Origin of the sequence: Enterobacter sp. 2VL (genome assembly GCF_005503595.1) — a bacterium.
Lineage (GTDB): Bacteria > Pseudomonadota > Gammaproteobacteria > Enterobacterales > Enterobacteriaceae > Enterobacter > Enterobacter cancerogenus.
The window spans coordinates 20,236-41,913 of sequence record NZ_SCNE01000010.1; the positions used below are offsets into that span (position 1 = coordinate 20,236).

Here is a 21,678-nt window from a genome sequence, read left to right on the forward strand (position 1 = left end):
CGCTCCTTATTTACGGCCTTTACGCTGCTGCTTTTTAGGTTGAGCAGCCGGTTTTTCCGGTTGTTCAACAGCAGCCATACCACCCAGGATCTCACCTTTGAAGATCCATACCTTAACGCCGATTACACCGTAAGTGGTGTGCGCTTCAGAGGTGTTGTAGTCAATGTCAGCACGCAGAGTGTGCAGCGGTACGCGACCTTCGCGGTACCATTCGGTACGTGCGATTTCCGCGCCGCCCAGACGGCCGCTAACTTCAACTTTGATACCTTTAGCGCCCAGACGCATTGCGTTCTGTACAGCACGCTTCATAGCACGACGGAACATAACACGACGTTCCAGCTGTGAAGTGATGCTGTCAGCAACCAATTTAGCGTCCAGTTCAGGCTTACGAACTTCAGCGATATTGATCTGTGCAGGAACGCCAGCGATATCCGCTACGACCTTGCGCAGTTTTTCTACGTCTTCGCCTTTCTTACCGATTACGATGCCAGGGCGAGCAGTGTGAATAGTCACACGGATGCTCTTAGCTGGACGCTCGATAACGATACGAGATACAGACGCTTTAGCCAGTTCCTTAGTCAGGTACTGACGTACTTTAAAATCGCTGTCCAGGTTGTCAGCGAATTCTTTGGTGTTCGCAAACCAGGTAGAGTTCCATGGTTTTACAATACCCAGGCGAATACCATTAGGATGTACTTTCTGACCCATTGCTAGTCTCCAGAGTCTCAGCGATCGGACACAACCACAGTAATGTGGCTGGTGCGCTTCAGGATGCGATCTGCACGACCTTTCGCACGCGGCATAATGCGCTTCATGCTTGGGCCTTCATCTACGAAAATTTTCGCGACTTTCAGATCGTCGATGTCAGCGCCATCGTTGTGTTCAGCGTTAGCAATGGCAGATTCCAGTACTTTCTTGACCAATACCGCAGCTTTCTTGTTGGTATAAGTCAGGATGTCCAGGGCCTGCGACACTTTCTTACCGCGAATCAGGTCAGCAACAAGGCGAACCTTCTGTGCAGAAGAACGAGCATGGCGATGTTGAGCTAAAGTTTCCATCTCTTCCTCCTACCTTATTTCTTCTTCGCTTTTTTATCAGCAGCGTGGCCGCGATAAGTACGAGTCGGTGCGAATTCACCCAGTTTGTGACCAACCATTTCGTCGGTAACAAAGACTGGAACGTGCTGACGACCATTATGGACAGCGATGGTCAAACCGATCATGTTAGGAAAGATCGTTGAACGACGGGACCAAGTGCGCAGGGGCTTCTTGTCTCCGCTTTCCACCGCTTTCTCTACCTTCTTCAGCAAGTGCAGGTCAATAAAAGGACCTTTCTTGAGAGAACGTGGCATGGCTTATCCTCTAAAATTATTTGCTACGGCGACGTACGATAAATTTATCAGTACGCTTGTTGCTGCGGGTCTTCTTACCTTTGGTCTGAACGCCCCACGGAGATACCGGGTGCTTACCAAAGTTACGACCTTCACCACCACCATGTGGGTGATCGACTGGGTTCATCGCAGTACCGCGAACGGTAGGACGAACACCACGCCAGCGTGCAGCACCTGCTTTACCCAGAACGCGCAGCATATGCTCAGCATTGCCAACTTCGCCCAGAGTAGCGCGGCAGTCTGCTTCGACTTTACGCATTTCACCAGAACGCAGACGCAGGGTGACATAAGCACCATCACGCGCAACGATCTGAACGTAAGTACCAGCGGAACGTGCCAGCTGACCGCCTTTACCTGGTTTCATTTCTACGTTATGAACGGTAGAACCAACCGGGATATTGCGCATCGGCAGGGTGTTACCTGCTTTGATTGCAGCATCAACGCCAGACTGAATCTGGTCGCCAGCTTTCAGGCCTTTAGGGGCCAGGATGTAACGGCGTTCGCCATCTTTGTACAGAACCAGCGCGATGTTCGCGGAACGGTTCGGATCGTACTCAAGACGCTCAACAACTGCTGGGATACCGTCTTTGTTGCGTTTAAAGTCAACAATACGATAAGCCTGCTTGTGGCCACCACCGATGTGACGAGTGGTGATACGGCCATTGTTGTTACGACCACCGGATTTGCTGTTTTTTTCCAGCAACGGAGCAAAAGGCTTGCCCTTGTGCAGCTCAGGGTTAACCACTTTAACTACGTGGCGACGACCCGGAGATGTCGGTTTACATTTAACAACTGCCATTGTATTACTCCTCCGACTTACTCAGCGCCGCCAACGAAGTCCAGGTTCTGGCCTTCCTTCAGGGTGACGTAAGCTTTTTTCCAGTCGCTACGACGACCGATACGCTGTCCGTGACGTTTAACTTTCCCTTTAACAACCAGGGTGTTAACGACTTCGACTTCGACTTCAAACAGTTTCTGCACAGCAGCTTTGATCTCTGCTTTGGTCGCGTCTTTAGCAACTTTGAGAACGATGGTGTTAGTTTTTTCCATCGCAGTAGACGCTTTTTCAGAAACGTGCGGTGCGCGAAGCACCTTCAGCAGACGTTCTTCACGAATCATGCCAGCATCTCCTCAACTTGCTTAACAGCATCAGCAGTCATTACGACTTTGTCGAAGGCGATCAGGCTAACCGGGTCGATACCAGTTGCATCGCGTACGTCAACCTTGTGCAGGTTGCGCGCAGCCAGGAACAGGTTCTCGTCCAGCTCACCGGTGATGATCAGCACATCTTCCAGAGCCATGTCTTTCAGTTTCTGTGCCAGCAGCTTAGTTTTAGGCGCTTCAACAGAGAATGATTCGACAACGATCAGACGATCCTGACGTACCAGTTCGGACAGAATGCTTTTCAGCGCGCCGCGGTACATCTTTTTGTTAACTTTTTGACTGTGGTCCTGAGGACGCGCAGCGAAGGTCACGCCACCTGAACGCCAGATCGGGCTCTTGATAGAACCTGAACGCGCACGGCCGGTACCTTTCTGGCGCCACGGCTTTTTGCCGGAACCAGTTACTTCAGCACGAGTCTTCTGAGCACGAGTACCCTGACGAGCACCAGCTGCATAAGCAACTACAACCTGGTGAACCAGCGCTTCGTTGAAATCACGACCGAAGGTAGTTTCGGAAACAGTCAGCGCGCTCTGCGCGTCTTTCAATACTAATTCCATTGCTATCCCCTTACGCCTTCACAGCTGGTTTAACGATCAGGTCGCTACCGGTTGCACCCGGAACTGCACCTTTAACCAGCAGCAGGTTGCGCTCAGCGTCAACACGTACTACGTCCAGGCTCTGAACGGTTACACGTTCGTTACCCAGCTGACCTGCCATTTTCTTGCCTTTGAACACTTTGCCCGGAGTCTGGTTCTGACCGATAGAACCCGGAACGCGGTGAGACAAGGAGTTACCGTGAGTAGCGTCCTGGGTACGGAAGTTCCAGCGCTTAACGGTACCAGCAAAACCTTTACCTTTAGAGGTACCGGTTACGTCAACTTTTTTAACGTCAGCAAACAGCTCAACGCTAATATCCTGACCTACGGTGAACTCTTCGCCTTCAGCAAGACGGAATTCCCACAGACCACGGCCAGCTTCAACGCCAGCTTTAGCGAAGTGACCCGCTTCTGGTTTGGTTACACGGTTAGCTTTTTTAGCACCAGTGGTCACCTGAACAGCGCGGTAGCCATCGTTAGCCAGATCTTTAACCTGAGTAACGCGGTTTGCTTCAACTTCGATTACGGTTACTGGGATTGAAACGCCATCTTCAGTGAAGATGCGGGTCATGCCCACTTTTTTACCGACTAAACCAATCATTGTATCAACCTCTCAATCGCTCGATGACCTGATTAACCCAGGCTGATCTGCACGTCTACACCGGCAGCCAGATCCAGACGCATCAGAGCATCAACGGTTTTCTCAGTTGGCTCAACGATGTCAACCAGACGCTTGTGAGTGCGGATTTCGTACTGATCACGCGCGTCTTTGTTGACGTGCGGGGAGATCAGAACGGTAAAGCGCTCTTTGCGGGTCGGCAGCGGGATCGGACCACGGACTTGCGCACCAGTGCGCTTAGCAGTCTCGACGATTTCCGCGGTTGATTGATCGATCAGACGATGATCAAACGCTTTAAGGCGGATACGGATTCTTTGGTTCTGCATGAGACCAGAGCTCCAATTATTTTATAAACGAAAATGATTACTCCTCAAACCCATTACGATTGATGGGAGAGTGTAACCGTTCTTACGTAGCTCCCCAATTGGGAGCATTGTTGAGCAACAAAATGAGTCACTCCGGTTCTGATTGAACCCGCCGTCAATTACGACAAGCCCGCGCATTATACGTAAATCTGCGCGAGACGCAAGTGTCGTTTAGAAAATAAGCGCCAGAGAGTCATGATGCGCAGCCCCTCGCAAACTCTCTGGCTACACCTGGCCTTTCAACTCTTTCCTGGAAGGCGCCACGCAAAGTCCCATTTTTCAATTTGTCGGTCGTCAACATTGTGAGGAAGATGCGCAAAACCTCTTTTCAAGGATGATGACATGCTGACCACCCTGCCCTTTTTGCTCGTCTATTTAGCGCTTTCGGCTTTACTGATACGTGAAGATGTTCGCTCGGGGTTACTGCCGGACCGCTACGTATGCCCGCTACTCTGGACAGGACTGCTTTTCCAGCTTTGCCTTCATCCGCAGTTTCTCCCCAGCGCAGTGGTTGGAGCAATGGCAGGCTATCTGGGTTTTGCGGCAATCTATTGGGGGTACCGGCTGGTTTGTCATCGCGAGGGGTTGGGCTATGGCGATGTAAAATACCTGGCTGCGCTTGGAGCATGGCATGGCTGGTGCATTTTGCCCGTTCTGGTACTCGTTGCAGCGCTGATGGCGCTCCTTTATCTTCTCATTCTCTCTTTATGGCATCCTGAAAAAGAGCCATTAAAAAACCCACTGCCTTTTGGGCCATTTCTGGCAGCAGCGGGTTTATGCGTCGGCTGGGAAAGTCTGATTAACTTTCCACTTTGATCTGCGACTGAAGATAATTCGGCAGGCCAATTTTACCGATCAGATCCAACTCGGTTTCAAGCCAGTCGATGTGGCCCTCTTCATCGGCCAGAATCTGAATCATCATATCGCGGCTAACGTAGTCATGGACACTATCCGCGTAGGCGATAGCCTCACGCAGATCTTTCGCCCCTTCAAGTTCCAGATTCAGATCGGAACGGAGCATCTCCTCGACATCTTCGCCGATGCCAAGTTTGCCGAGATCCTGCAGATTAGGAATGCCTTCAAGGAATAAAATACGCTCGATATACTTATCGGCGTGTTTCATCTCATCGATGGATTCGTGGTATTCAACATCGTTGAGGCGCGTCAGGCCCCAGTTTTTGAACATTCTTGCATGAAGAAAATACTGGTTGATTGCGACAAGCTCATTTCCCAATAATTTATTGAGATAACTTATGATTTTAACATCACCTTTCATTATATAGTCCCTCCGCTTCCACTCATTGAAGCGTAGAACGGGCTACAGGGATGTCAAAAAAAAGAGAGGCGCTCAGGCAATCTCTTTGAATTCTGGGATCTGCATCAGTTCATCCTGCATGATCTCACGGGCAGCACGGACGCACTTACCGCATTGATTTCCGACTGGAACAAACTTGCGCAGTTGCTGGAAGGATTGTGGCTGAAATTGACGAACGGCCTGACGAATTTTTTTATCACTCACACCATTACAAAGACAAACGTACATACACACTCCCGTTCAAAATATGCGCAAAGTGTAAGTGAGAATGGTTATGATTACAATAGCACAAGCCGCAGGATACGCGTCGGTAGCGTGCAAAAAATGCGAAAATTTATGACAGACACTAAACTGCAGAAAACAAAAAAGGACGCCGAAGCGTCCTTTTTAATTCAGGGGTAATTAATTAGCCCAGAACTTTAGCAACAACGCCCGCGCCAACGGTACGGCCGCCTTCACGGATTGCGAAACGCAGACCGTCGTCCATCGCGATTGGGTGGATCAGCGTCACAACCATCTTGATGTTGTCGCCTGGCATTACCATCTCTACGCCTTCTGGCAGTTCGATGGTACCGGTCACGTCAGTTGTACGGAAGTAGAACTGTGGACGGTAGCCTTTGAAGAACGGAGTATGACGGCCGCCTTCGTCTTTGGACAGAATGTACACTTCAGATTCGAACTTGGTGTGTGGCTTGATTGAGCCTGGCTTCGCCAGAACCTGACCACGTTCGATTTCTTCACGTTTGATACCACGCAGCAGAACACCAACGTTCTCACCAGCACGGCCTTCGTCCAGCAGTTTGCGGAACATTTCAACGCCAGTACAGGTAGACTTAACAGTCTCCTTGATACCAACGATTTCAACTTCTTCGCCAACTTTAACGATACCGCGCTCTACACGACCGGTAACAACGGTACCACGACCGGAGATGGAGAATACGTCTTCGATTGGCAGCAGGAATGGCTTGTCAATCGCACGCTCTGGTTCTGGGATGTAAGAATCCAGGAAGCCTGCCAGCTCAACAATCTTCGCTTCCCACTCTGCTTCGCCTTCCAGCGCTTTCAGCGCGGAACCACGAACGATTGGGGTGTCGTCGCCCGGGAAATCGTACTGAGACAGCAGTTCACGAACTTCCATCTCTACCAGTTCCAGCAGCTCTTCGTCATCAACCATGTCGCATTTGTTCAGGAACACGATGATGTAAGGAACGCCTACCTGACGACCCAGCAGGATGTGCTCACGGGTCTGAGGCATTGGGCCGTCAGTCGCAGCAACAACCAGGATCGCGCCGTCCATCTGCGCAGCACCGGTGATCATGTTTTTAACATAGTCGGCGTGGCCTGGGCAGTCTACGTGTGCGTAGTGGCGAGTCGGGGTGTCATACTCAACGTGGGACGTGTTGATGGTGATACCACGCGCTTTTTCTTCTGGTGCGTTATCGATCTGGTCGAAAGCACGAGCAGAACCACCGTAGGTTTTAGCCAGAACGGTAGTGATTGCAGCGGTCAGAGTAGTTTTACCATGGTCAACGTGGCCGATAGTACCAACGTTGACGTGCGGTTTTGTACGTTCAAATTTTTCTTTAGACACGGCTATATTCCTTACTATAGTGCTCTCCCCTTCGGAGAGAGCACGGGACTTAGGTTTTAATCCTGTGGATTACTTACCACGGGCTTCGATAACGGCCTGAGCAACGTTGTTAGGCGCATCATCATACTTCAGGAATTCCATAGTGTATGATGCACGACCTTTGGTCAGAGAACGCAGCTGAGTTGCATATCCGAACATTTCAGACAGCGGAACTTCAGCATGGATCTTAACGCCAGTTACTTCGGATTCCTGACCGCGCAGCATACCGCGACGACGGCTCAAGTCACCGATAACGTCACCGGTGTTCTCTTCAGGAGTCTCTACTTCAACCTTCATGATTGGCTCAAGCAGAACTGGTTTCGCTTTCTTAAAGCCTTCTTTAAAGGCAATAGACGCAGCCAGTTTAAACGCCAGTTCAGAGGAGTCAACGTCGTGGTAAGAACCGAAGTGCAGACGAACACCCATGTCAACAACCGGGTAACCAGCCAGAGGACCAGCTTTCAGCTGCTCCTGGATGCCTTTGTCAACGGCAGGGATGTATTCACCAGGAATTACACCACCTTTGATGTCGTTGATGAACTCGTAACCTTTAGGGTTAGAGCCCGGCTCCAGTGGGTACATGTCGATCACAACGTGACCGTACTGACCGCGACCACCAGACTGCTTAGCGTGTTTACCTTCAACATCGGTAACTTTCGTGCGAATCGCTTCGCGGTAAGCTACCTGAGGTTTACCCACGTTCGCTTCAACGTTGAATTCACGCTTCATACGGTCAACGATGATGTCCAGGTGCAGTTCACCCATACCAGCGATGATGGTCTGGTTAGATTCTTCATCAGTCCATACGCGGAATGATGGGTCTTCTTTAGCCAGACGGCCCAGAGCCAGACCCATTTTTTCCTGGTCAGCTTTGGTTTTTGGTTCAACGGCGATAGAGATTACCGGCTCTGGGAATTCCATACGCTCCAGAATGATCGGGTGATCTGGGTTACACAGAGTGTCACCAGTAGTCACGTCTTTCAGACCGATTGCTGCAGCGATGTCGCCCGCACGAACTTCTTTGATCTCTTCACGTTTGTTAGCGTGCATCTGTACGATACGGCCAAAACGTTCACGCGCCGCTTTCACGGAGTTCAGGATGGTGTCACCGGAGTTAACCACACCAGAGTAAACGCGGAAGAAGGTCAGGTTACCCACGAATGGGTCGGTAGCAATTTTGAACGCCAGTGCAGAGAACGGCTCGTCATCACTTGCGTGACGCTCAGCCGGAGTATCTTTACCGTCGTCCAGGATGCCGTTGATCGCAGGAACGTCAACCGGGGATGGCAGGTAATCGATTACCGCATCCAGCATCGCCTGAACACCTTTGTTCTTGAACGCAGAACCACAGGTTACCAGGATGATTTCGTTGTTCAGAACGCGCTGACGCAGAGCTTTCTTGATCTCTTCTTCAGTCAGTTCTTCACCACCCAGGTATTTTTCCATCAGCTCTTCAGAAGCTTCCGCTGCGGACTCGATCAGGTTCTGGTGCCATTCGTCAGCCAGGTCCTGCATGTCTGCTGGGATATCTTCGTAAGTGAAGGTAACGCCTGCGTCTTCTTCGTTCCAGTTGATGGCTTTCATTTTCACCAGGTCGATAACGCCGGTGAAAGCTTCTTCAGCACCAATTGCCAACTGCAGCGGAACAGGGTTCGCGCCCAGACGGGTTTTGATCTGACCAACAACTTTCAGGAAGTTAGCACCCATACGGTCCATTTTGTTAACGAACGCGATGCGTGGAACTTTATATTTGTTCGCCTGACGCCATACGGTTTCAGACTGTGGCTGAACACCACCAACTGCGCAATAAACCATTACCGCGCCGTCAAGAACACGCATGGAACGTTCTACTTCGATGGTGAAGTCAACGTGCCCTGGGGTGTCGATGATGTTTACGCGATGCGGTTCGTACTGCTTAGCCATACCTGACCAGAATGCAGTAGTCGCTGCGGAGGTGATAGTAATACCACGCTCCTGCTCCTGTTCCATCCAGTCCATGGTGGCTGCGCCGTCATGAACTTCACCGATTTTATGGTTTACACCGGTGTAGAACAGAATACGTTCGGTAGTAGTGGTTTTACCGGCGTCGATGTGCGCACTGATACCGATGTTACGGTAGCGTGCGATGGGTGTTGTACGAGCCATTTGATTCCTCGTTTATATCTTTAGGCGTTCAGTTAAGTAACCCAGAGCGGGCGGCTTCTCTGAAGCGCCCGCCTGGTGACTATGACTCCGAAGGGATTACCAACGGTAGTGTGCGAACGCCTTGTTGGCTTCTGCCATACGGTGAACGTCTTCACGTTTCTTAACTGCAGTACCTTTGTTGTCTGCAGCATCAGAAAGTTCGTTCGCCAGACGCAGAGCCATGGATTTATCACCGCGTTTACGAGCAGCTTCAACGATCCAACGCATTGCCAGAGCATTACGACGAACCGGACGAACTTCAACTGGAACCTGGTAAGTAGAACCACCAACGCGGCGAGACTTAACTTCTACAGTCGGGCGCACGTTGTCGAGAGCGACTTCGAAAGCTTCCAGTTCATTTTTACCAGAACGCTGAGCCAGGGTCTCAAGCGCGCTGTATACGATTGCTTCTGCAGTAGATTTTTTACCATCTACCATCAGGATATTTACAAATTTTGCCAGCAGCTCTGATCCGAACTTCGGATCTGGAAGAATTTTACGCTGACCAATGACGCGACGACGTGGCATGGGAATACTCCGTTGTTAATTCAGGATTGTCCAAAACTCTACGAGTTTAGTTTGACATTAAGATAAATCAGTTTGGCCTTACTTAACGGAGAACCATTAAGCCTTAGGACGCTTCACGCCGTACTTGGAGCGAGCCTGCTTACGGTCTTTAACACCAGAGCAGTCAAGCGCACCACGAACGGTGTGGTAACGAACACCCGGAAGGTCTTTAACACGACCGCCACGGATCAGGATCACGGAGTGCTCCTGCAGGTTGTGACCTTCACCACCGATGTAGGAAGTCACTTCAAAACCGTTAGTCAAACGCACACGGCATACTTTACGCAGTGCGGAGTTTGGTTTCTTAGGAGTGGTGGTATATACACGAGTACATACGCCACGTTTCTGCGGGCAGGCTTCCAGCGCAGGCACGTTGCTTTTTGCAACTTTGCGAGCGCGTGGTTTGCGTACCAGCTGGTTAACTGTTGCCATTAAATAGCTCCTGGTTTTAGCTTTTGCTTCGTAAACACGTAATAAATCGACCTCATACAATATGAGGACGCGAAATTTTAGGGCCACGTCGAAAAGGTGTCAAGAAATATACAGCGATCTCAAATCACCAGTTCATTTGACTGGCATGCTTCACAGTAAGATTGACGAAATCAGTATAGCCAACCACGTCAATTTTGGCTGAAATTTGACCAGTAAGACCTCGCGCATCCAGATCGTCTTTAAGCGCAGAGAGGGATATGGGGGCATTGCTGAGAATTTCAACGAAGCGACTGCCGTCGAGCGCTGCGATGACCCCATCCTGTATCAGCAGGAGATCATCACCTTCGCGCAGCATGCTCAGTAGCGCGTCGATATCACATTGCCAGGGTGAATGACTCAGGGTATGGAGCATGACGGCCTCAGAAAGTCAGAACAGTATCATAGTGAGAAAGGTGGTCGCGCAGCGCACCGGATGGCAGGATCGTCGCATCCAGCACGAAAGGCGTCTTGTCATTGAGTCCGCGAGCGGCTAATGAATCCGCGCACACATAATATGTATCAATGTCATAGAGCGGCAGCACTTTAAAGGTCGCGATATAATCGCGCGCGAGGATAGCCTGCGGGTGTTGACCTGCAAGCAGCTGAAAAACCCCGTCGCCCAAAAAGAACACGCCGATATCTTCCGTTAAGGCTGACGTCGCCAGTAACGCATCCAGCCCTTCTCTGCCTGACGTGCTCCCGTGGGGTGCAGAGGTAAATACAAAAGCGACACGTTTCATCAGAATTGCACCACTCTGTCGCAGGTCAGCGCAGCCTGCGCCAACGCGCCCAGGCCACTGAGAGAAAATCCAGGCTGCAGGTTCGCGCCAGGCAACCCAAGACGTTCGGCTTCTGCGGCATCGGTAATGCCGCGGCGCAGCGCGGCGGCCACGCAGATGTGCAGCTCAACGCCCTGCGTTTCATTTAACGCCTGCCAGGCACGCACCAGGTCAAACTCATCGTTCGCTGGCGACGTAAACCGGTTGGCGTTATAGACCCCTTCCCGATAGAAAAAGACGCTCGCCAGCTCGTGCCCGGCTTCAATGAGCGCATGGGCGAACTGCAACGCGCTGCTGGCCTGCTGGGTGCCGTATGCCGGGCCTGTCACCATTAACGCAAAACGCATTACTTATCTTGCCCTGCGAAATCACCGCTTTTGAACTGACGGATGTACAGATAAACGGTGTGCTTAGAGATATTCAGACGGTCGGCCACCTGGTTAATGGCATCTTTGATATCAAAAATCCCTTTCTCGTAGAGATTCAGCACGATCTGACGATTCTTGGCGTTGTTGGAGACGTTGCGATCGGCATTCACTTCTTCGATAGTGAACTCCAGCGTCTGGGTCACAAGATCTTCAACCGATGAGGCAAAGTTCACGGACGAGCCAACGTCTGGTGTCTCCGGCGGAACGAAGGTGCTCATAATTTGCGAGAACGGCACATCAAGGTTCATGTTGATGCACAGCAGCCCGATAACGCGGTGCTCGCGGTTGCGAATGGCGATGGTTTCAGATTTCATCAACACGCCGCTTTTGGCGCGGGTGAAATAGCATTTAGAGACGCTGCTGTCCGCGCCGGTCATATCATGCAGCATACGCAAAGCAAGGTCGGTGATGGGCGAACCAATTTTACGGCCGGTATGTTCACCGTTCGCAATACGGATGGCGGAACACTTCAAATCTTGCAAGGAGTGCAAAACGATTTCGCAGTGGGACCCAATGAGCATCGCTAACCCGTCCACCACCGCTTCGTAGGATTTCAGAATATCGAAGTCGGTCTGATCGAAAGGACGTTGATCCAGCAAATCAAGCTCACTGGTTTCGTTGGTTAAAAGCGACCTGGACATGAAAAAAACACTCCTTTTCAGGAGCCTGTCGTTACGTTGTCAGGGCAGGCTCATTATCTACACGGACAACTAAATTAATACAGCGTGTATAACGCTTTCCAGTGTTAATTATCTCTGCCCCACAATAAAAAAACCGCCGCCTTAAAGGCGGCGGCGTTTATCGCATTACTTCTTCGCGTCTGCTGCTGCTTTTTGGTCAGCTGCAGCGTCTGGTTTCGCATCCGCTTTCGGAGCCGGTTTGATGTCCAGCAGCTCTACATCAAAGACCAGCGTAGAGTTGGCAGGGATACCCGGAACGCCCGTTTTGCCGTAAGCCAGATCCGGTGGAATGACCAGCTTGATTTTACCGCCTTTCTTGATGTTCTTCAGGCCTTCAGTCCAGCCAGGGATAACACCATCCAGACGGAAGGAGAGCGGTTCACCACGGGTATAGGAGTTATCGAACTCTTTACCATCGGTCAGCGTACCTTTGTAGTTAACCACTACGGTATCGCTGTCTTTCGGAGACGCGCCGGTACCTTCTTTCTCTACTTTATAGACCAGGCCGGTAGAGGAGGTTTTTACGCCTTTTTCTTTAGCAAAGGCATCGCGGTAGGCTTTACCTTTTGCTTCGTTATCTTTCGCATCTGCTTCCATTTTGGTCTGAGCTGCGCCTTTCACGCGTGCTTCAAACGCCTGCAGAGTTTGCTCGATTTCCTGGTCAGACAGTTTGCTCTTGTTGGCAAACGCATCCTGAACACCCGCGATCAGCTGAGTTTTGTCCAGTTTGATGCCCAGTTTTTCTTGCTCTTTCAGAGAGTTTTCCATGTAACGACCCAGAGACGCGCCGAGTGCATAGGCGGATTTCTGGTCGTCATTTTTAAACGCCGCTTTGCTGTCTGCAGTCGCAGCAGGCTTCGCAGCAGTATCAGCAGCGAAAGACAGCGGTGCGTTCAGCGCAACTGCCATCGTGGTCGCCAGCAGCGTAACTTTAAACAGTGATTTCATCCATATCTCCAGGGCCTGGGGACTCTCACCCCAGCATTAAACGTAAATGAGTGACGTACTATAAATCGTTGCGGAAGAAATCTACAGACAGACACTTCCAATTCTCGCCTCTTTTCAGACTATTTTTGTTTAAATAAGTTTCTTGCCAAGGGGATGGATACTGTACTTAAGGATAAACTCAGTTAAACTTCGCCGCCGCTGGCCCACGAAAGCGTTAGATATAAACGAGGTGAATGATGAAGGACACAATGATTGAAGCGAGACTGGCTGAACTGGAAAGCCGCCTGGCTTTTCAGGACATCACCATCGAAGAGCTTAACCAGACGGTGACTGCGCACGAACTGGAAATGGCAAAACTCAGGGACCTGATGCGACTGCTCACTGAAAAAGTGAAGGCCACGCAGTCATCGCACATTGCCTCTCAGTCTGAAGAGACGCCCCCACCTCATTATTGAGGCGTAAAAAAAGCGGGATAACAATCCCGCTTTTTTATTTTCCGCGTATCGGAATTAATGGCAGCCGCAGCCACCATTGCCGCCGCAACCACCTTTACCGTGGTCGTGACCATGGTCGTGATCGTGGCCGTGACCACCGCAGCAGCCGTCATGACCGTGATCGTGGTCATGGTCGTGACCGTTCGCACCGTGAACGTGGCCATGAGCCAGTTCTTCTTCGGTTGCTTCACGGATCGCAACAACTTCAACGTTGAACTTCAGGTTCTGGCCAGCCAGCATGTGGTTGCCGTCAACCACAACGTGGTCGTCTTCAACTTCAGTGATCTCAACCGGTACTGGACCCTGGTCAGTTTCAGCCAGGAAGCGCATGCCAACCTGCAGCTCGTCAACGCCCATGAACACGTCTTTAGGAACGCGCTGAACCAGATTGTCGTCGTACTGGCCGTAAGCGTCGTTTGCGCCAACAGCAACGTCAAATTTATCGCCAACTTCATGACCTTCCAGCGCGGTTTCCAGGCCGGAGATCAGGGAACCGTGACCATGCAGGTAGTCCAGCGGCGCACTCACCGGAGACTCATCAACCAACACACCGTCTTCTGTACGTACCTGATAGGCCAGGCTGACCACCAGGTCTTTTGCTACTTTCATGATATCTCCTGAGCGTGGGAAAATTACTGGCGCAGATTGTAGCGGAAATCTGCACCCGTGTACCCTTTAGCTTAAAAAAACTCAGGGCATATCGCTAGTCCGGATGAAAAATGCCGATCACTTGCTCTTCTTTGCGAACGTGATCGCGGGCCTCTTTGTCAGCCTCGCGCATCTGATGACCGCACTTAACACACTCAACAATATCGATATTATTTTCACGCCACATGGCCAGCGTATCTTGCGCCTGGCAGGATGGGCATTTTGCGCCCGCGATAAAGCGTTTACGTACAGCCATCTTTCGTTACCCTTTATTCAAATTCATCCCAGCCGTCGAGCTGGCGTCGTTCCTGCTGCATCTCGCGCTGAAAAATTTCTTCCAGCTCGCGACGCGCTTCCCGCACGCGGGAGATCTGCGCCGTATCTGAATGCACCGGCATCAGCTCGCGCAGCATGCGCATATCAAGCCTGCGGAAGTGCATCTGTGCGCGCTGGGCCTGGTGAGGATGCATCCCCAGCGACACCAGCGCTTTACGCCCCAACTCCAGAGCGCTTGAGAAGGTTTCGCGGGAGAAGTGTTTCACACCCGCCTGCAAAAGTTCGTGAGCTTCCACACGTCCGCGCGCACGCGCCAGAATGTGCAGGTGCGGGAAATGCTGCTGGCACAGTTCCACCAGCTTCATCGTGTCTTCCGGATCGTTACAGGTGATAACGATCGATTCCGCCGCTTCCGCACCGGCGGAGCGCAGCAGTTCAAGCTGCGTGGCATCGCCGTAGTAAACCTTATAGCCATATTTTCGCATCAGGTTCACCGCGCTGATATCCCGCTCCAGTACGGTGATACGCTTTTTGTTGGCCATTAACAGGCGGCCAATCACCTGCCCGAAGCGACCAAAACCCACGATAATCACCTGCGGTTTATCGTCCTCCACCCACGGGGTTTCCGCTTCGTCGTCCACCGGGTTCAGGCGGTGCGACAGCAGTTTATCCACCAGCTTCATCAGCAGCGGCGTGGTCATCATCGACAGCGTCACCGTCACCAGCAGCAGCGCCATCTGGTCGTCTTTAAACAGCTTCTGCGACGATGCCGTCGAGAACAGCACAAACGCGAATTCACCGCCCTGGCTCAGCACACTGGCGAACTGCATTCTCTCCGAACTGCGCAGCCCGTAAATGCGCGCCAGCACATACAGCACCAGCGTTTTCACCACCACCAGCACGGCCACGCTCATTATCACCCACAGCAGATGGGTATAGAGCACGCCAAGGTTGAGCGCCATGCCCACCGAAATAAAGAACAGCCCTAACAGCAGGCCTTTGAATGGATCGATGGCCGTTTCCAGTTCGTGGCGGTACTCACTTTCCGCAAGAAGTACGCCTGCGATAAACGTCCCGAGCGCCATCGACAGCCCCAGCGCATCCATAAACAGCGCCGAGCCAAGTACCAGCAGCAGCGTCGCGGCGGTAAACACCTCGCGCACGCCGGAGGCGGCAATAAACCGAAACACCGGGCGTAATAAAAAGCGTCCACCAATCAACATGCCCGCAAAGGCGAGCACCTTCATGGAGATTTTCACCCAGTCGAAACTGTCGTCACCCGATCCCGCAAGCAGCGGCACCAGCGCCAGTGCCGGGATAACCGCCAAGTCCTGGAACAGCAGCACCGAAAAGCCCAGCTGGCCTGCTTCGTTGCGGTTCATGCCTTTATCGCGCATCAGCTGCAGCGCCATCGCGGTGGAGGACATCGCCAGCCCGATCCCGCCAATGACGGCGGCCTGCCACGAAAAGTCCGTCAGCATCAGCAGCACGGCAAGTATCGCGGCGCTACATAACACCTGCGCGGCCCCCACGCCGAAGATCGAGCGCCGAAGCTGCCACAGCTTGGACGGGTTCAGCTCAAGGCCGATGATGAACATCAGGAACACCACGCCCAGCTCGGAGAAGTGGAGGATTTCATCCACATCGCTGATGAATCCCAGCCCCCAGGGGCCGATGGCGATACCCGCCAGCAGATAGCCCAGCACCGCACCGATGCCGATCCGGGCCGCCAGCGGCACGGCAACGACCGCCGCAAATAAAAAGAGCACGCCGGCTAATAGTAAATTGGAACCTTCCATCAGCGTCCTCCCGCCTGAATCGGCGATGCCAGCCAGTCGCCATACGCTTTGGCATGGCTCGCCAGCGCCTTCGGATCCTGACGTCGCGCCCAGTAGACAATAATTGGACTCAGCCAGTGCATACGGCACATCGCCGCCGTCAGCTCAAACGGGCGCAGGATATCGCTCATCGGATAGCGGTTGAGACCATCGTGACGGTAGGCGCTTTCCGGCTCCCCGGTGGTAATCACGCTACGCCAGTACTTTCCCGCGAGCTGGTTGCCCCCTACCCCACTGGAAAAGCCCCGGCTGAGCACGCGGTCCAGCCACTCTTTCAGCAGCGCCGGGCAGCTATAGGTATAAAGCGGATGCTGGAACACGATAACGTCATGCTGACGCAACAGTTCCTGCTCGTGGGGAATATCAATAAAGAAATCAGGATAGTGCGCGTAGAGATCGTGCACTGTTACGTTGCTGAGCTGTGTCGCCGGCTTAAGCAGCACCCGGTTCGCCACCGAGTCCTGAGATTCCGGATGGGCATACAGCAGCAGCACTTTGGCTGTCTGAGACATCATTCCCCTCCCGGTCCTGTTTCTGTTTTTGTGTATCGTTGTTGTTTTGGGCTACCATGGCGGCCCGGTGCGGCGGCAAATGGTCCACACCTTACATTATCATAATGACAAATTAACATAGTCGGAACATACGGCGCTTCTATGATTGTTTTCTCCTCGTTACAAATTCGTCGCGGCGTGCGCGTCCTGCTGGACAACGCCACTGCCACCATTAACCCTGGCCAGAAGGTCGGGCTGGTCGGCAAAAACGGCTGCGGTAAATCCACCCTGCTGGCGCTGCTGAAAAACGAGATTAGCGCTGACGGCGGGAACTTTACCTACCCCGGAAACTGGCAGCTCGCCTGGGTTAACCAGGAGACGCCCGCGCTGAGCGAACCGGCGCTCGACTATGTGATTGACGGCGACCGCGAATACCGCAAGCTGGAAGCGGAGCTCAATGCCGCAAACGAGCGCAACGACGGCCACGCCATCGCCACCGTTCACGGCAAGCTGGACGCCATCGACGCGTGGACCATCCGCTCCCGCGCCTCCAGCCTGCTGCACGGCCTCGGCTTTAGCAACGACCAGCTCGAACGCCCGGTGAGCGACTTCTCCGGCGGCTGGCGTATGCGCCTTAACCTGGCGCAGGCGCTGATTTGCCGTTCTGATTTACTGCTGCTTGATGAACCGACCAACCACCTCGATCTCGATGCGGTTATTTGGCTGGAGAAGTGGCTCAAGAGCTATCAGGGCACTCTGATTCTGATTTCCCACGACCGCGACTTCCTCGATCCGGTGGTGGATAAAATTATCCATATCGAACAGCAAACGATGTTCGAATACACCGGCAACTACAGCTCCTTCGAGCGCCAGCGCGCAACGCGTCTTGCCCAGCAACAATCGATGTATGAAAGCCAGCAGCAGCGCGTGGCGCACCTGCAGAGCTTTGTCGATCGTTTCAAAGCGAAAGCTTCGAAGGCCAAGCAGGCACAAAGCCGCATTAAGATGCTGGAACGCATGGAGATGATTGCGCCTGCGCACGTCGATAACCCGTTCCACTTCAGCTTCCGCGCGCCGGAGAGCCTGCCGAACCCGCTGCTGAAGATGGAAAAGGTCAGCGCTGGCTATGGCGAGCGTACGATTCTCGACTCTATCAAGCTCAACCTGGTGCCGGGTTCACGTATTGGTCTGCTGGGGCGTAACGGTGCCGGTAAATCAACGCTGATCAAACTGCTGGCGGGCGAGCTTAACCCGGTCAGCGGCGAAATCGGTCTGGCGAAAGGAATTAAGCTTGGCTACTTCGCCCAGCACCAGCTGGAATTTTTACGCGCGGATGAATCGCCGATTCAGCACCTGGCGCGGCTGGCACCGCAGGAGATGGAGCAGAAGCTGCGCGACTACCTCGGCGGGTTTGGTTTCCAGGGTGATAAAGTCACCGAGAATACCGAGCGCTTCTCCGGGGGTGAAAAAGCCCGTCTGGTGCTGGCGCTGATCGTCTGGCAGCGTCCGAACCTGCTGCTGCTCGATGAACCGACCAACCACCTCGATCTCGACATGCGTCAGGCGCTGACCGAAGCGCTGATTGAGTTCGAAGGCGCGCTGGTGGTTGTCTCGCACGATCGCCACCTGATCCGCTCCACCACGGACGATCTCTACCTGGTGCACGACGGCAAAGTTGAACCGTTCGACGGCGACCTGGAAGACTATCAGCAGTGGCTGACGGACGTGCAGAAGCAGGAAAACCAGCCGGACGAGTCGGCAAAAGACAACGCCAACAGCGCGCAGGCGCGTAAAGACCAGAAGCGCCGGGAAGCGGAACTGCGCACCCAGACGCAACCGCTGCGTAAAGAGATCGCGCGCCTGGAAAAAGAGATGGAAAAGCTCAACGCCACGCTTGCGGCCGTTGAAGAGAAGCTGGGCGACAGCGAGCTGTACGATCAGAGCCGCAAGGCCGAGCTGACGGACTGCCTGCAAACCCAGGCCAAAACCAAATCCAGCCTCGAAGAGTGTGAGATGGCGTGGCTGGACGCCCAGGAACAGCTGGAAGCGATGCTACAGGCCGACTAAACCGCCGGGAGGAGTATGAGTTTCGATACCACGAGCGACATTACATTTCGCAAGCTCAGCATCTTCATGACGTTCATGGAGAAGGGCAATATCGCGCGTACCGCCGAAACTCTGGGCCTCAGCGGCGTCAGCGTGCACCGCGCGCTGCACACCCTGGAAGAGAACGTGCGCTGCCCGCTCTTCACCCATAAGGGGCGCAACCTGATTGCGCTCCCCTCCGCCTGGACGCTGCTGGAGTATTGCCAGGAGGTGATGCAGGTCATGGCGCGCGGCGTGGAAGAGTCCCGTAAAATTGCCGGTATAGGTCAGGGGCGGCTGCGCGTCGGCACGCTTTACTCGCTAACGCTGGAGACCGTACCGCGCCTGATCATGGGCATGAAGCTGCGCCGTCCGGACCTGGAGATGGACCTGACGATGGGCTCCAACGAAACGTTGCTGCATATGCTGGACGAGGGTTCGCTGGACGCGATTTTAATCTCCATTTCCGAAAGCGATATCGATCGTAACAGTCTTGAAGTGCTTCCCCTGTTCCATGACGACATTTTCCTTGCCGCACCTGCGTCTGCGTCCCTCAACACCGGCGAGCTGGCCGACCTGCGTGATTATAAAGATCAGAAATTCGTCGCGCTGGCAGAAGGGTTCGCCACCTACGCCGGGTTCCAGGAAGCGTTCCACATCGCCGGATTCGAGCCGGAAATCGTCACGCGCGTGAACGACATTTTCTCTATGTTGAGCCTGGTGCAGGCGGGGGTCGGTTTTACGCTGATGCCGGGCAGGATGAAGAAAGTGTATGAGAACTCGGTGCAGCTACTGAAGCTGGCGCAGCCGTATCAGATGCAGCAGTTGATCGCCATCGTCTTTGCCCGCAACCGCGAGCAGGATCCCAGCCTGCGCGCACTGGCCGCCGAAGGGCGGATGTATGCGCGAAGCCTCACGGCAGATACCTCGGCCCCGTAAGCCTGGTGCTTTCTCCCTGTTCCAGGGTTCACTAAAGCTGAACGCCACGCGATGCACTGAAATGGCGAGTGTATTTTACGAACTGGATTACCTGGAATATGACCCGCGCCCCCGTTATCAACATCTCCCCCTCCCGAGAAACGGAACGGCGTTTAGTTGGGTATGAACCAGATGCCATCGTTCCACGCATGACGACGATTTTTGTTAAGTGAGTACAGCCGATGAGAAGAGAAGAGTTTGAGGTGGTTGTGTTAGCGGAAGATTTGCCGGAGGAAGGGTTAACCAAAGGTATGTTGGGTGCCATAGTATTAGTACATGAAAAACCCCATCTGGCTTATATGGTTGAATTTGTTGATGATGATGGGCGAACTATTGCAATGCCTTCACTGTTACCCCGCCAGGTGGCAGATTATATCCAACCGAAGTGAGAGGCAGGAACTATTGGGGAAGTGCTCAACAGAAACTGAACGCCACGTTTGACTTATCATCCGTTATCTCTGAATATCCACAAAAATAACATGGCTTAAAGCAGGAACAGGATGTTTACACTCAACAGGAATTGGGATGCTGAATATCATTTGGCGGCGGGTAGTATTGACAACCGCAACATTTAAGGTTCAGACAAACAGTAAAAAGATTAAAGGGCTATATGGGAAAATAAAAAACAATCTTGATGACGCAGGAGCAAATACTTTTGAGTACCTAACGCTGATACAAAGTTCGCCCTATCATTACACGCTTTCAAAGGCCCAGGGCACGATAACTAAAGTTCTTCCCTATAATGAAAGCGCAAAAGTGTTATGGCCTGCTCCAAAAGATGTAATTTATCCCGCTGGCATTAAGGAGAAGAAATGAAGGATACCGATGAATTGTTAGGCATATTCAAGACTCTAATGACTGCTGATAACTACCCGATAGCCAATCCTGTCAATCCTGCCGTGATGGCAGATCTCATGCGCAATGCTCCACCCGCCGAATGGGGTCGTCAGAAAAGAACGGTTTACGAGGATATACAGCGCCTGATGGTTACCCGATCTGACTACCTGAATATGTTCAACATTATGGATGGTCTGGAGTATAACGGACTGACTTTATATAACGTAGTTCAGGCAGAAAATGGTGTGCCATTATGGTCAAATATCTACATCCGCAACGTTGATACACGCACTGATGAAATCTATCTTGATCAGAATCTCACTGATAAAGTGCTCATTGGTGAGGATGGTATATCCGTTATTGTCTACAGTTTCGCTGATGATTGTTTTCAGATCCGTGATAAAGTTTCAACGGATTATGTAATAGAATCACATAACCAATTTAACGGATTGTTATCCGCACTAATTGATACGGTGAATTAATATGCGTCAAATCTCAACCTGGCAGTTTACACAAAAAACGACAAGTAGTCGTGCGTGAACCGTGGAGAATACCTGGTGTTAGAATACTGAAATAGTGTGAGTTTGAAATGATAAATGAAATAAAGAAAACGTTAACCAATATTATTAGCGTACTGCGCTCAAACAATGAGAATGCATGGGCCAAAACCTTTGAGACACTTGGTAGTGAACTTGACGTCGACTGTGAAACTACAATATTCGCATTAAAAAAAGTTTACGGTGGAATGGGATCTTTTAACGATATTGTTCTTCACAAAAATGGGCTACCGCTTCGTAAAGAGAATGAAGAACTGGAAGATTTGCGTCATAGGCTTTACCAGCAACTTGAGCAGGCAATCGATTTAATAAAAAAAGGGTGTTTACCCTAACACTCA

The 21,678-nt window shown here is 52.2% G+C and carries 31 protein-coding genes; 8 read left to right on the plus strand and 23 right to left on the minus strand.

The genetic code is table 11. The annotated features are described in order from the left end of the window. Window positions 1–6: 6 nt before the first annotated feature. The 8 genes from rpsC to rpsJ are packed head-to-tail and all read right to left on the minus strand — an operon-like array spanning window position 7 to window position 4,095. The gene (gene rpsC, locus FFS28_RS18730; protein ID WP_000529945.1) at window positions 7–708 is read right to left on the minus strand and encodes a 30S ribosomal protein S3; all 702 of its coding nucleotides are present in this window, start codon (window positions 706–708) and stop codon (window positions 7–9) included. A 17-nt stretch (window positions 709–725) separates the two neighbouring features. Further along, window positions 726–1,058 carry a 50S ribosomal protein L22 gene (rplV, locus tag FFS28_RS18735; protein ID WP_002919773.1) on the minus strand — a complete coding sequence of 111 codons (333 nt, stop codon included), beginning with the start codon at window positions 1,056–1,058 and terminating at the stop codon, window positions 726–728. Window positions 1,059–1,072: 14 nt separating this feature from the next. Next, window positions 1,073–1,351, minus strand: a complete 279-nt coding sequence (rpsS, locus tag FFS28_RS18740) for a 30S ribosomal protein S19 (RefSeq protein ID WP_001138117.1) — start codon at window positions 1,349–1,351, stop codon at window positions 1,073–1,075. A gap of 16 nt (window positions 1,352–1,367) precedes the next feature. Then, window positions 1,368–2,189 carry a 50S ribosomal protein L2 gene (gene rplB / locus FFS28_RS18745; protein ID WP_008457150.1) on the minus strand — a complete coding sequence of 274 codons (822 nt, stop codon included), beginning with the start codon at window positions 2,187–2,189 and terminating at the stop codon, window positions 1,368–1,370. Window positions 2,190–2,206: 17 nt separating this feature from the next. Beyond that, window positions 2,207–2,509, minus strand: a complete 303-nt coding sequence (gene rplW, locus FFS28_RS18750; protein WP_000617546.1) for a 50S ribosomal protein L23 — start codon at window positions 2,507–2,509, stop codon at window positions 2,207–2,209. Further along, entirely contained in the window at window positions 2,506–3,111 is a 606-nt protein-coding gene (gene rplD / locus FFS28_RS18755; RefSeq protein ID WP_003031119.1) for a 50S ribosomal protein L4, read from the minus strand. The genes rplW and rplD overlap by 4 nt, the downstream gene beginning before the upstream one ends. Before the next feature lie 10 nt (window positions 3,112–3,121). Then, entirely contained in the window at window positions 3,122–3,751 is a 630-nt protein-coding gene (gene rplC / locus FFS28_RS18760; protein ID WP_006178923.1) for a 50S ribosomal protein L3, read from the minus strand. Window positions 3,752–3,783: 32 nt separating this feature from the next. Further along, a complete protein-coding gene (rpsJ, locus tag FFS28_RS18765; RefSeq protein WP_001181005.1) occupies window positions 3,784–4,095 on the minus strand; it encodes a 30S ribosomal protein S10 in 312 nt (103 codons plus the stop codon). Window positions 4,096–4,476: 381 nt separating this feature from the next. On the opposite strand from rpsJ, the gene FFS28_RS18770 reads away from it, so the two are divergent. After that, window positions 4,477–4,950 carry a prepilin peptidase gene (locus FFS28_RS18770; protein WP_137903689.1) on the plus strand — a complete coding sequence of 158 codons (474 nt, stop codon included), beginning with the start codon at window positions 4,477–4,479 and terminating at the stop codon, window positions 4,948–4,950. On the opposite strand, the gene bfr is transcribed toward FFS28_RS18770, so the two are convergent. From bfr to fkpA, 11 genes are all read right to left on the minus strand, one after another. Then, window positions 4,934–5,410 (minus strand): bacterioferritin, encoded by a 477-nt coding sequence (bfr, locus tag FFS28_RS18775; RefSeq protein WP_137903690.1) that lies wholly within the window; start codon window positions 5,408–5,410, stop codon window positions 4,934–4,936. The two genes, FFS28_RS18770 and bfr, sit on opposite strands and share 17 nt — an antisense overlap. 72 nt (window positions 5,411–5,482) lie before the next feature. Continuing rightward, window positions 5,483–5,677 carry a bacterioferritin-associated ferredoxin gene (bfd, locus tag FFS28_RS18780; RefSeq protein WP_003863268.1) on the minus strand — a complete coding sequence of 65 codons (195 nt, stop codon included), beginning with the start codon at window positions 5,675–5,677 and terminating at the stop codon, window positions 5,483–5,485. 178 nt (window positions 5,678–5,855) lie between these two features. After that, entirely contained in the window at window positions 5,856–7,040 is a 1,185-nt protein-coding gene (gene tuf, locus FFS28_RS18785; protein ID WP_137903691.1) for an elongation factor Tu, read from the minus strand. Window positions 7,041–7,109: 69 nt separating this feature from the next. Continuing rightward, entirely contained in the window at window positions 7,110–9,224 is a 2,115-nt protein-coding gene (gene fusA, locus FFS28_RS18790) for an elongation factor G (protein WP_137903692.1), read from the minus strand. 96 nt (window positions 9,225–9,320) lie between these two features. Further along, a complete protein-coding gene (gene rpsG, locus FFS28_RS18795) occupies window positions 9,321–9,791 on the minus strand; it encodes a 30S ribosomal protein S7 (protein WP_004106370.1) in 471 nt (156 codons plus the stop codon). 96 nt (window positions 9,792–9,887) lie between these two features. Then, window positions 9,888–10,262: a 30S ribosomal protein S12 gene (gene rpsL / locus FFS28_RS18800; RefSeq protein WP_000246815.1), complete on the minus strand. Its 375-nt coding sequence runs from the start codon at window positions 10,260–10,262 to the stop codon at window positions 9,888–9,890. Between the two features lie 124 nt (window positions 10,263–10,386). Beyond that, window positions 10,387–10,674, minus strand: a complete 288-nt coding sequence (tusB, locus tag FFS28_RS18805) for a sulfurtransferase complex subunit TusB (RefSeq protein ID WP_006177823.1) — start codon at window positions 10,672–10,674, stop codon at window positions 10,387–10,389. A 7-nt stretch (window positions 10,675–10,681) separates the two neighbouring features. Then, a complete protein-coding gene (tusC, locus tag FFS28_RS18810; RefSeq protein ID WP_088209202.1) occupies window positions 10,682–11,041 on the minus strand; it encodes a sulfurtransferase complex subunit TusC in 360 nt (119 codons plus the stop codon). Further along, entirely contained in the window at window positions 11,041–11,427 is a 387-nt protein-coding gene (gene tusD, locus FFS28_RS18815; protein WP_101738390.1) for a sulfurtransferase complex subunit TusD, read from the minus strand. The genes tusC and tusD overlap by 1 nt, the downstream gene beginning before the upstream one ends. Further along, the gene (locus tag FFS28_RS18820; protein ID WP_058609456.1) at window positions 11,427–12,149 is read right to left on the minus strand and encodes a helix-turn-helix transcriptional regulator; all 723 of its coding nucleotides are present in this window, start codon (window positions 12,147–12,149) and stop codon (window positions 11,427–11,429) included. Before FFS28_RS18820 ends, tusD begins: the two co-directional genes overlap by 1 nt. Before the next feature lie 165 nt (window positions 12,150–12,314). Further along, on the minus strand, window positions 12,315–13,136 hold the full coding sequence (gene fkpA, locus FFS28_RS18825) for an FKBP-type peptidyl-prolyl cis-trans isomerase (protein ID WP_006177827.1): 822 nt from the start codon (window positions 13,134–13,136) through the stop codon (window positions 12,315–12,317). 236 nt (window positions 13,137–13,372) lie between these two features. On the opposite strand from fkpA, the gene FFS28_RS18830 reads away from it, so the two are divergent. Further along, window positions 13,373–13,591: a protein SlyX gene (locus FFS28_RS18830; RefSeq protein WP_042321599.1), complete on the plus strand. Its 219-nt coding sequence runs from the start codon at window positions 13,373–13,375 to the stop codon at window positions 13,589–13,591. 54 nt (window positions 13,592–13,645) lie between these two features. Here FFS28_RS18830 and slyD read toward each other — a convergent pair whose 3' ends face one another. The 4 genes from slyD to kefG form a co-directional block, all read right to left on the minus strand. Then, a complete protein-coding gene (gene slyD, locus FFS28_RS18835; protein ID WP_006177830.1) occupies window positions 13,646–14,239 on the minus strand; it encodes a peptidylprolyl isomerase in 594 nt (197 codons plus the stop codon). A 94-nt stretch (window positions 14,240–14,333) separates the two neighbouring features. After that, window positions 14,334–14,534 carry a YheV family putative zinc ribbon protein gene (locus FFS28_RS18840; protein ID WP_003861689.1) on the minus strand — a complete coding sequence of 67 codons (201 nt, stop codon included), beginning with the start codon at window positions 14,532–14,534 and terminating at the stop codon, window positions 14,334–14,336. 13 nt (window positions 14,535–14,547) lie between these two features. Continuing rightward, the gene (gene kefB, locus FFS28_RS18845) at window positions 14,548–16,353 is read right to left on the minus strand and encodes a glutathione-regulated potassium-efflux system protein KefB (RefSeq protein ID WP_137903693.1); all 1,806 of its coding nucleotides are present in this window, start codon (window positions 16,351–16,353) and stop codon (window positions 14,548–14,550) included. Next, window positions 16,353–16,904 (minus strand): glutathione-regulated potassium-efflux system ancillary protein KefG, encoded by a 552-nt coding sequence (kefG, locus tag FFS28_RS18850; protein WP_042322241.1) that lies wholly within the window; start codon window positions 16,902–16,904, stop codon window positions 16,353–16,355. Before kefG ends, kefB begins: the two co-directional genes overlap by 1 nt. 141 nt (window positions 16,905–17,045) lie before the next feature. On the opposite strand from kefG, the gene FFS28_RS18855 reads away from it, so the two are divergent. The 6 genes from FFS28_RS18855 (at window position 17,046) to FFS28_RS18880 (ending at window position 21,672) form a co-directional block, all read left to right on the plus strand. Next, entirely contained in the window at window positions 17,046–18,950 is a 1,905-nt protein-coding gene (locus tag FFS28_RS18855) for an ABC transporter ATP-binding protein (RefSeq protein WP_040078336.1), read from the plus strand. 15 nt (window positions 18,951–18,965) lie between these two features. Next, window positions 18,966–19,907 carry a LysR family transcriptional regulator gene (locus FFS28_RS18860; RefSeq protein ID WP_040078335.1) on the plus strand — a complete coding sequence of 314 codons (942 nt, stop codon included), beginning with the start codon at window positions 18,966–18,968 and terminating at the stop codon, window positions 19,905–19,907. 221 nt (window positions 19,908–20,128) lie between these two features. Continuing rightward, window positions 20,129–20,335 (plus strand): DUF4926 domain-containing protein, encoded by a 207-nt coding sequence (locus tag FFS28_RS18865; protein ID WP_137903694.1) that lies wholly within the window; start codon window positions 20,129–20,131, stop codon window positions 20,333–20,335. A gap of 136 nt (window positions 20,336–20,471) precedes the next feature. Continuing rightward, on the plus strand, window positions 20,472–20,762 hold the full coding sequence (locus FFS28_RS18870) for a hypothetical protein (RefSeq protein WP_137903695.1): 291 nt from the start codon (window positions 20,472–20,474) through the stop codon (window positions 20,760–20,762). After that, window positions 20,759–21,265, plus strand: coding sequence for a YrhA family protein (locus FFS28_RS18875; protein ID WP_137903696.1), 507 nt, complete (start codon window positions 20,759–20,761; stop codon window positions 21,263–21,265). The genes FFS28_RS18870 and FFS28_RS18875 overlap by 4 nt, the downstream gene beginning before the upstream one ends. Before the next feature lie 107 nt (window positions 21,266–21,372). After that, entirely contained in the window at window positions 21,373–21,672 is a 300-nt protein-coding gene (locus FFS28_RS18880; RefSeq protein ID WP_137903697.1) for a DUF6966 domain-containing protein, read from the plus strand. Window positions 21,673–21,678: the final 6 nt, after the last annotated feature.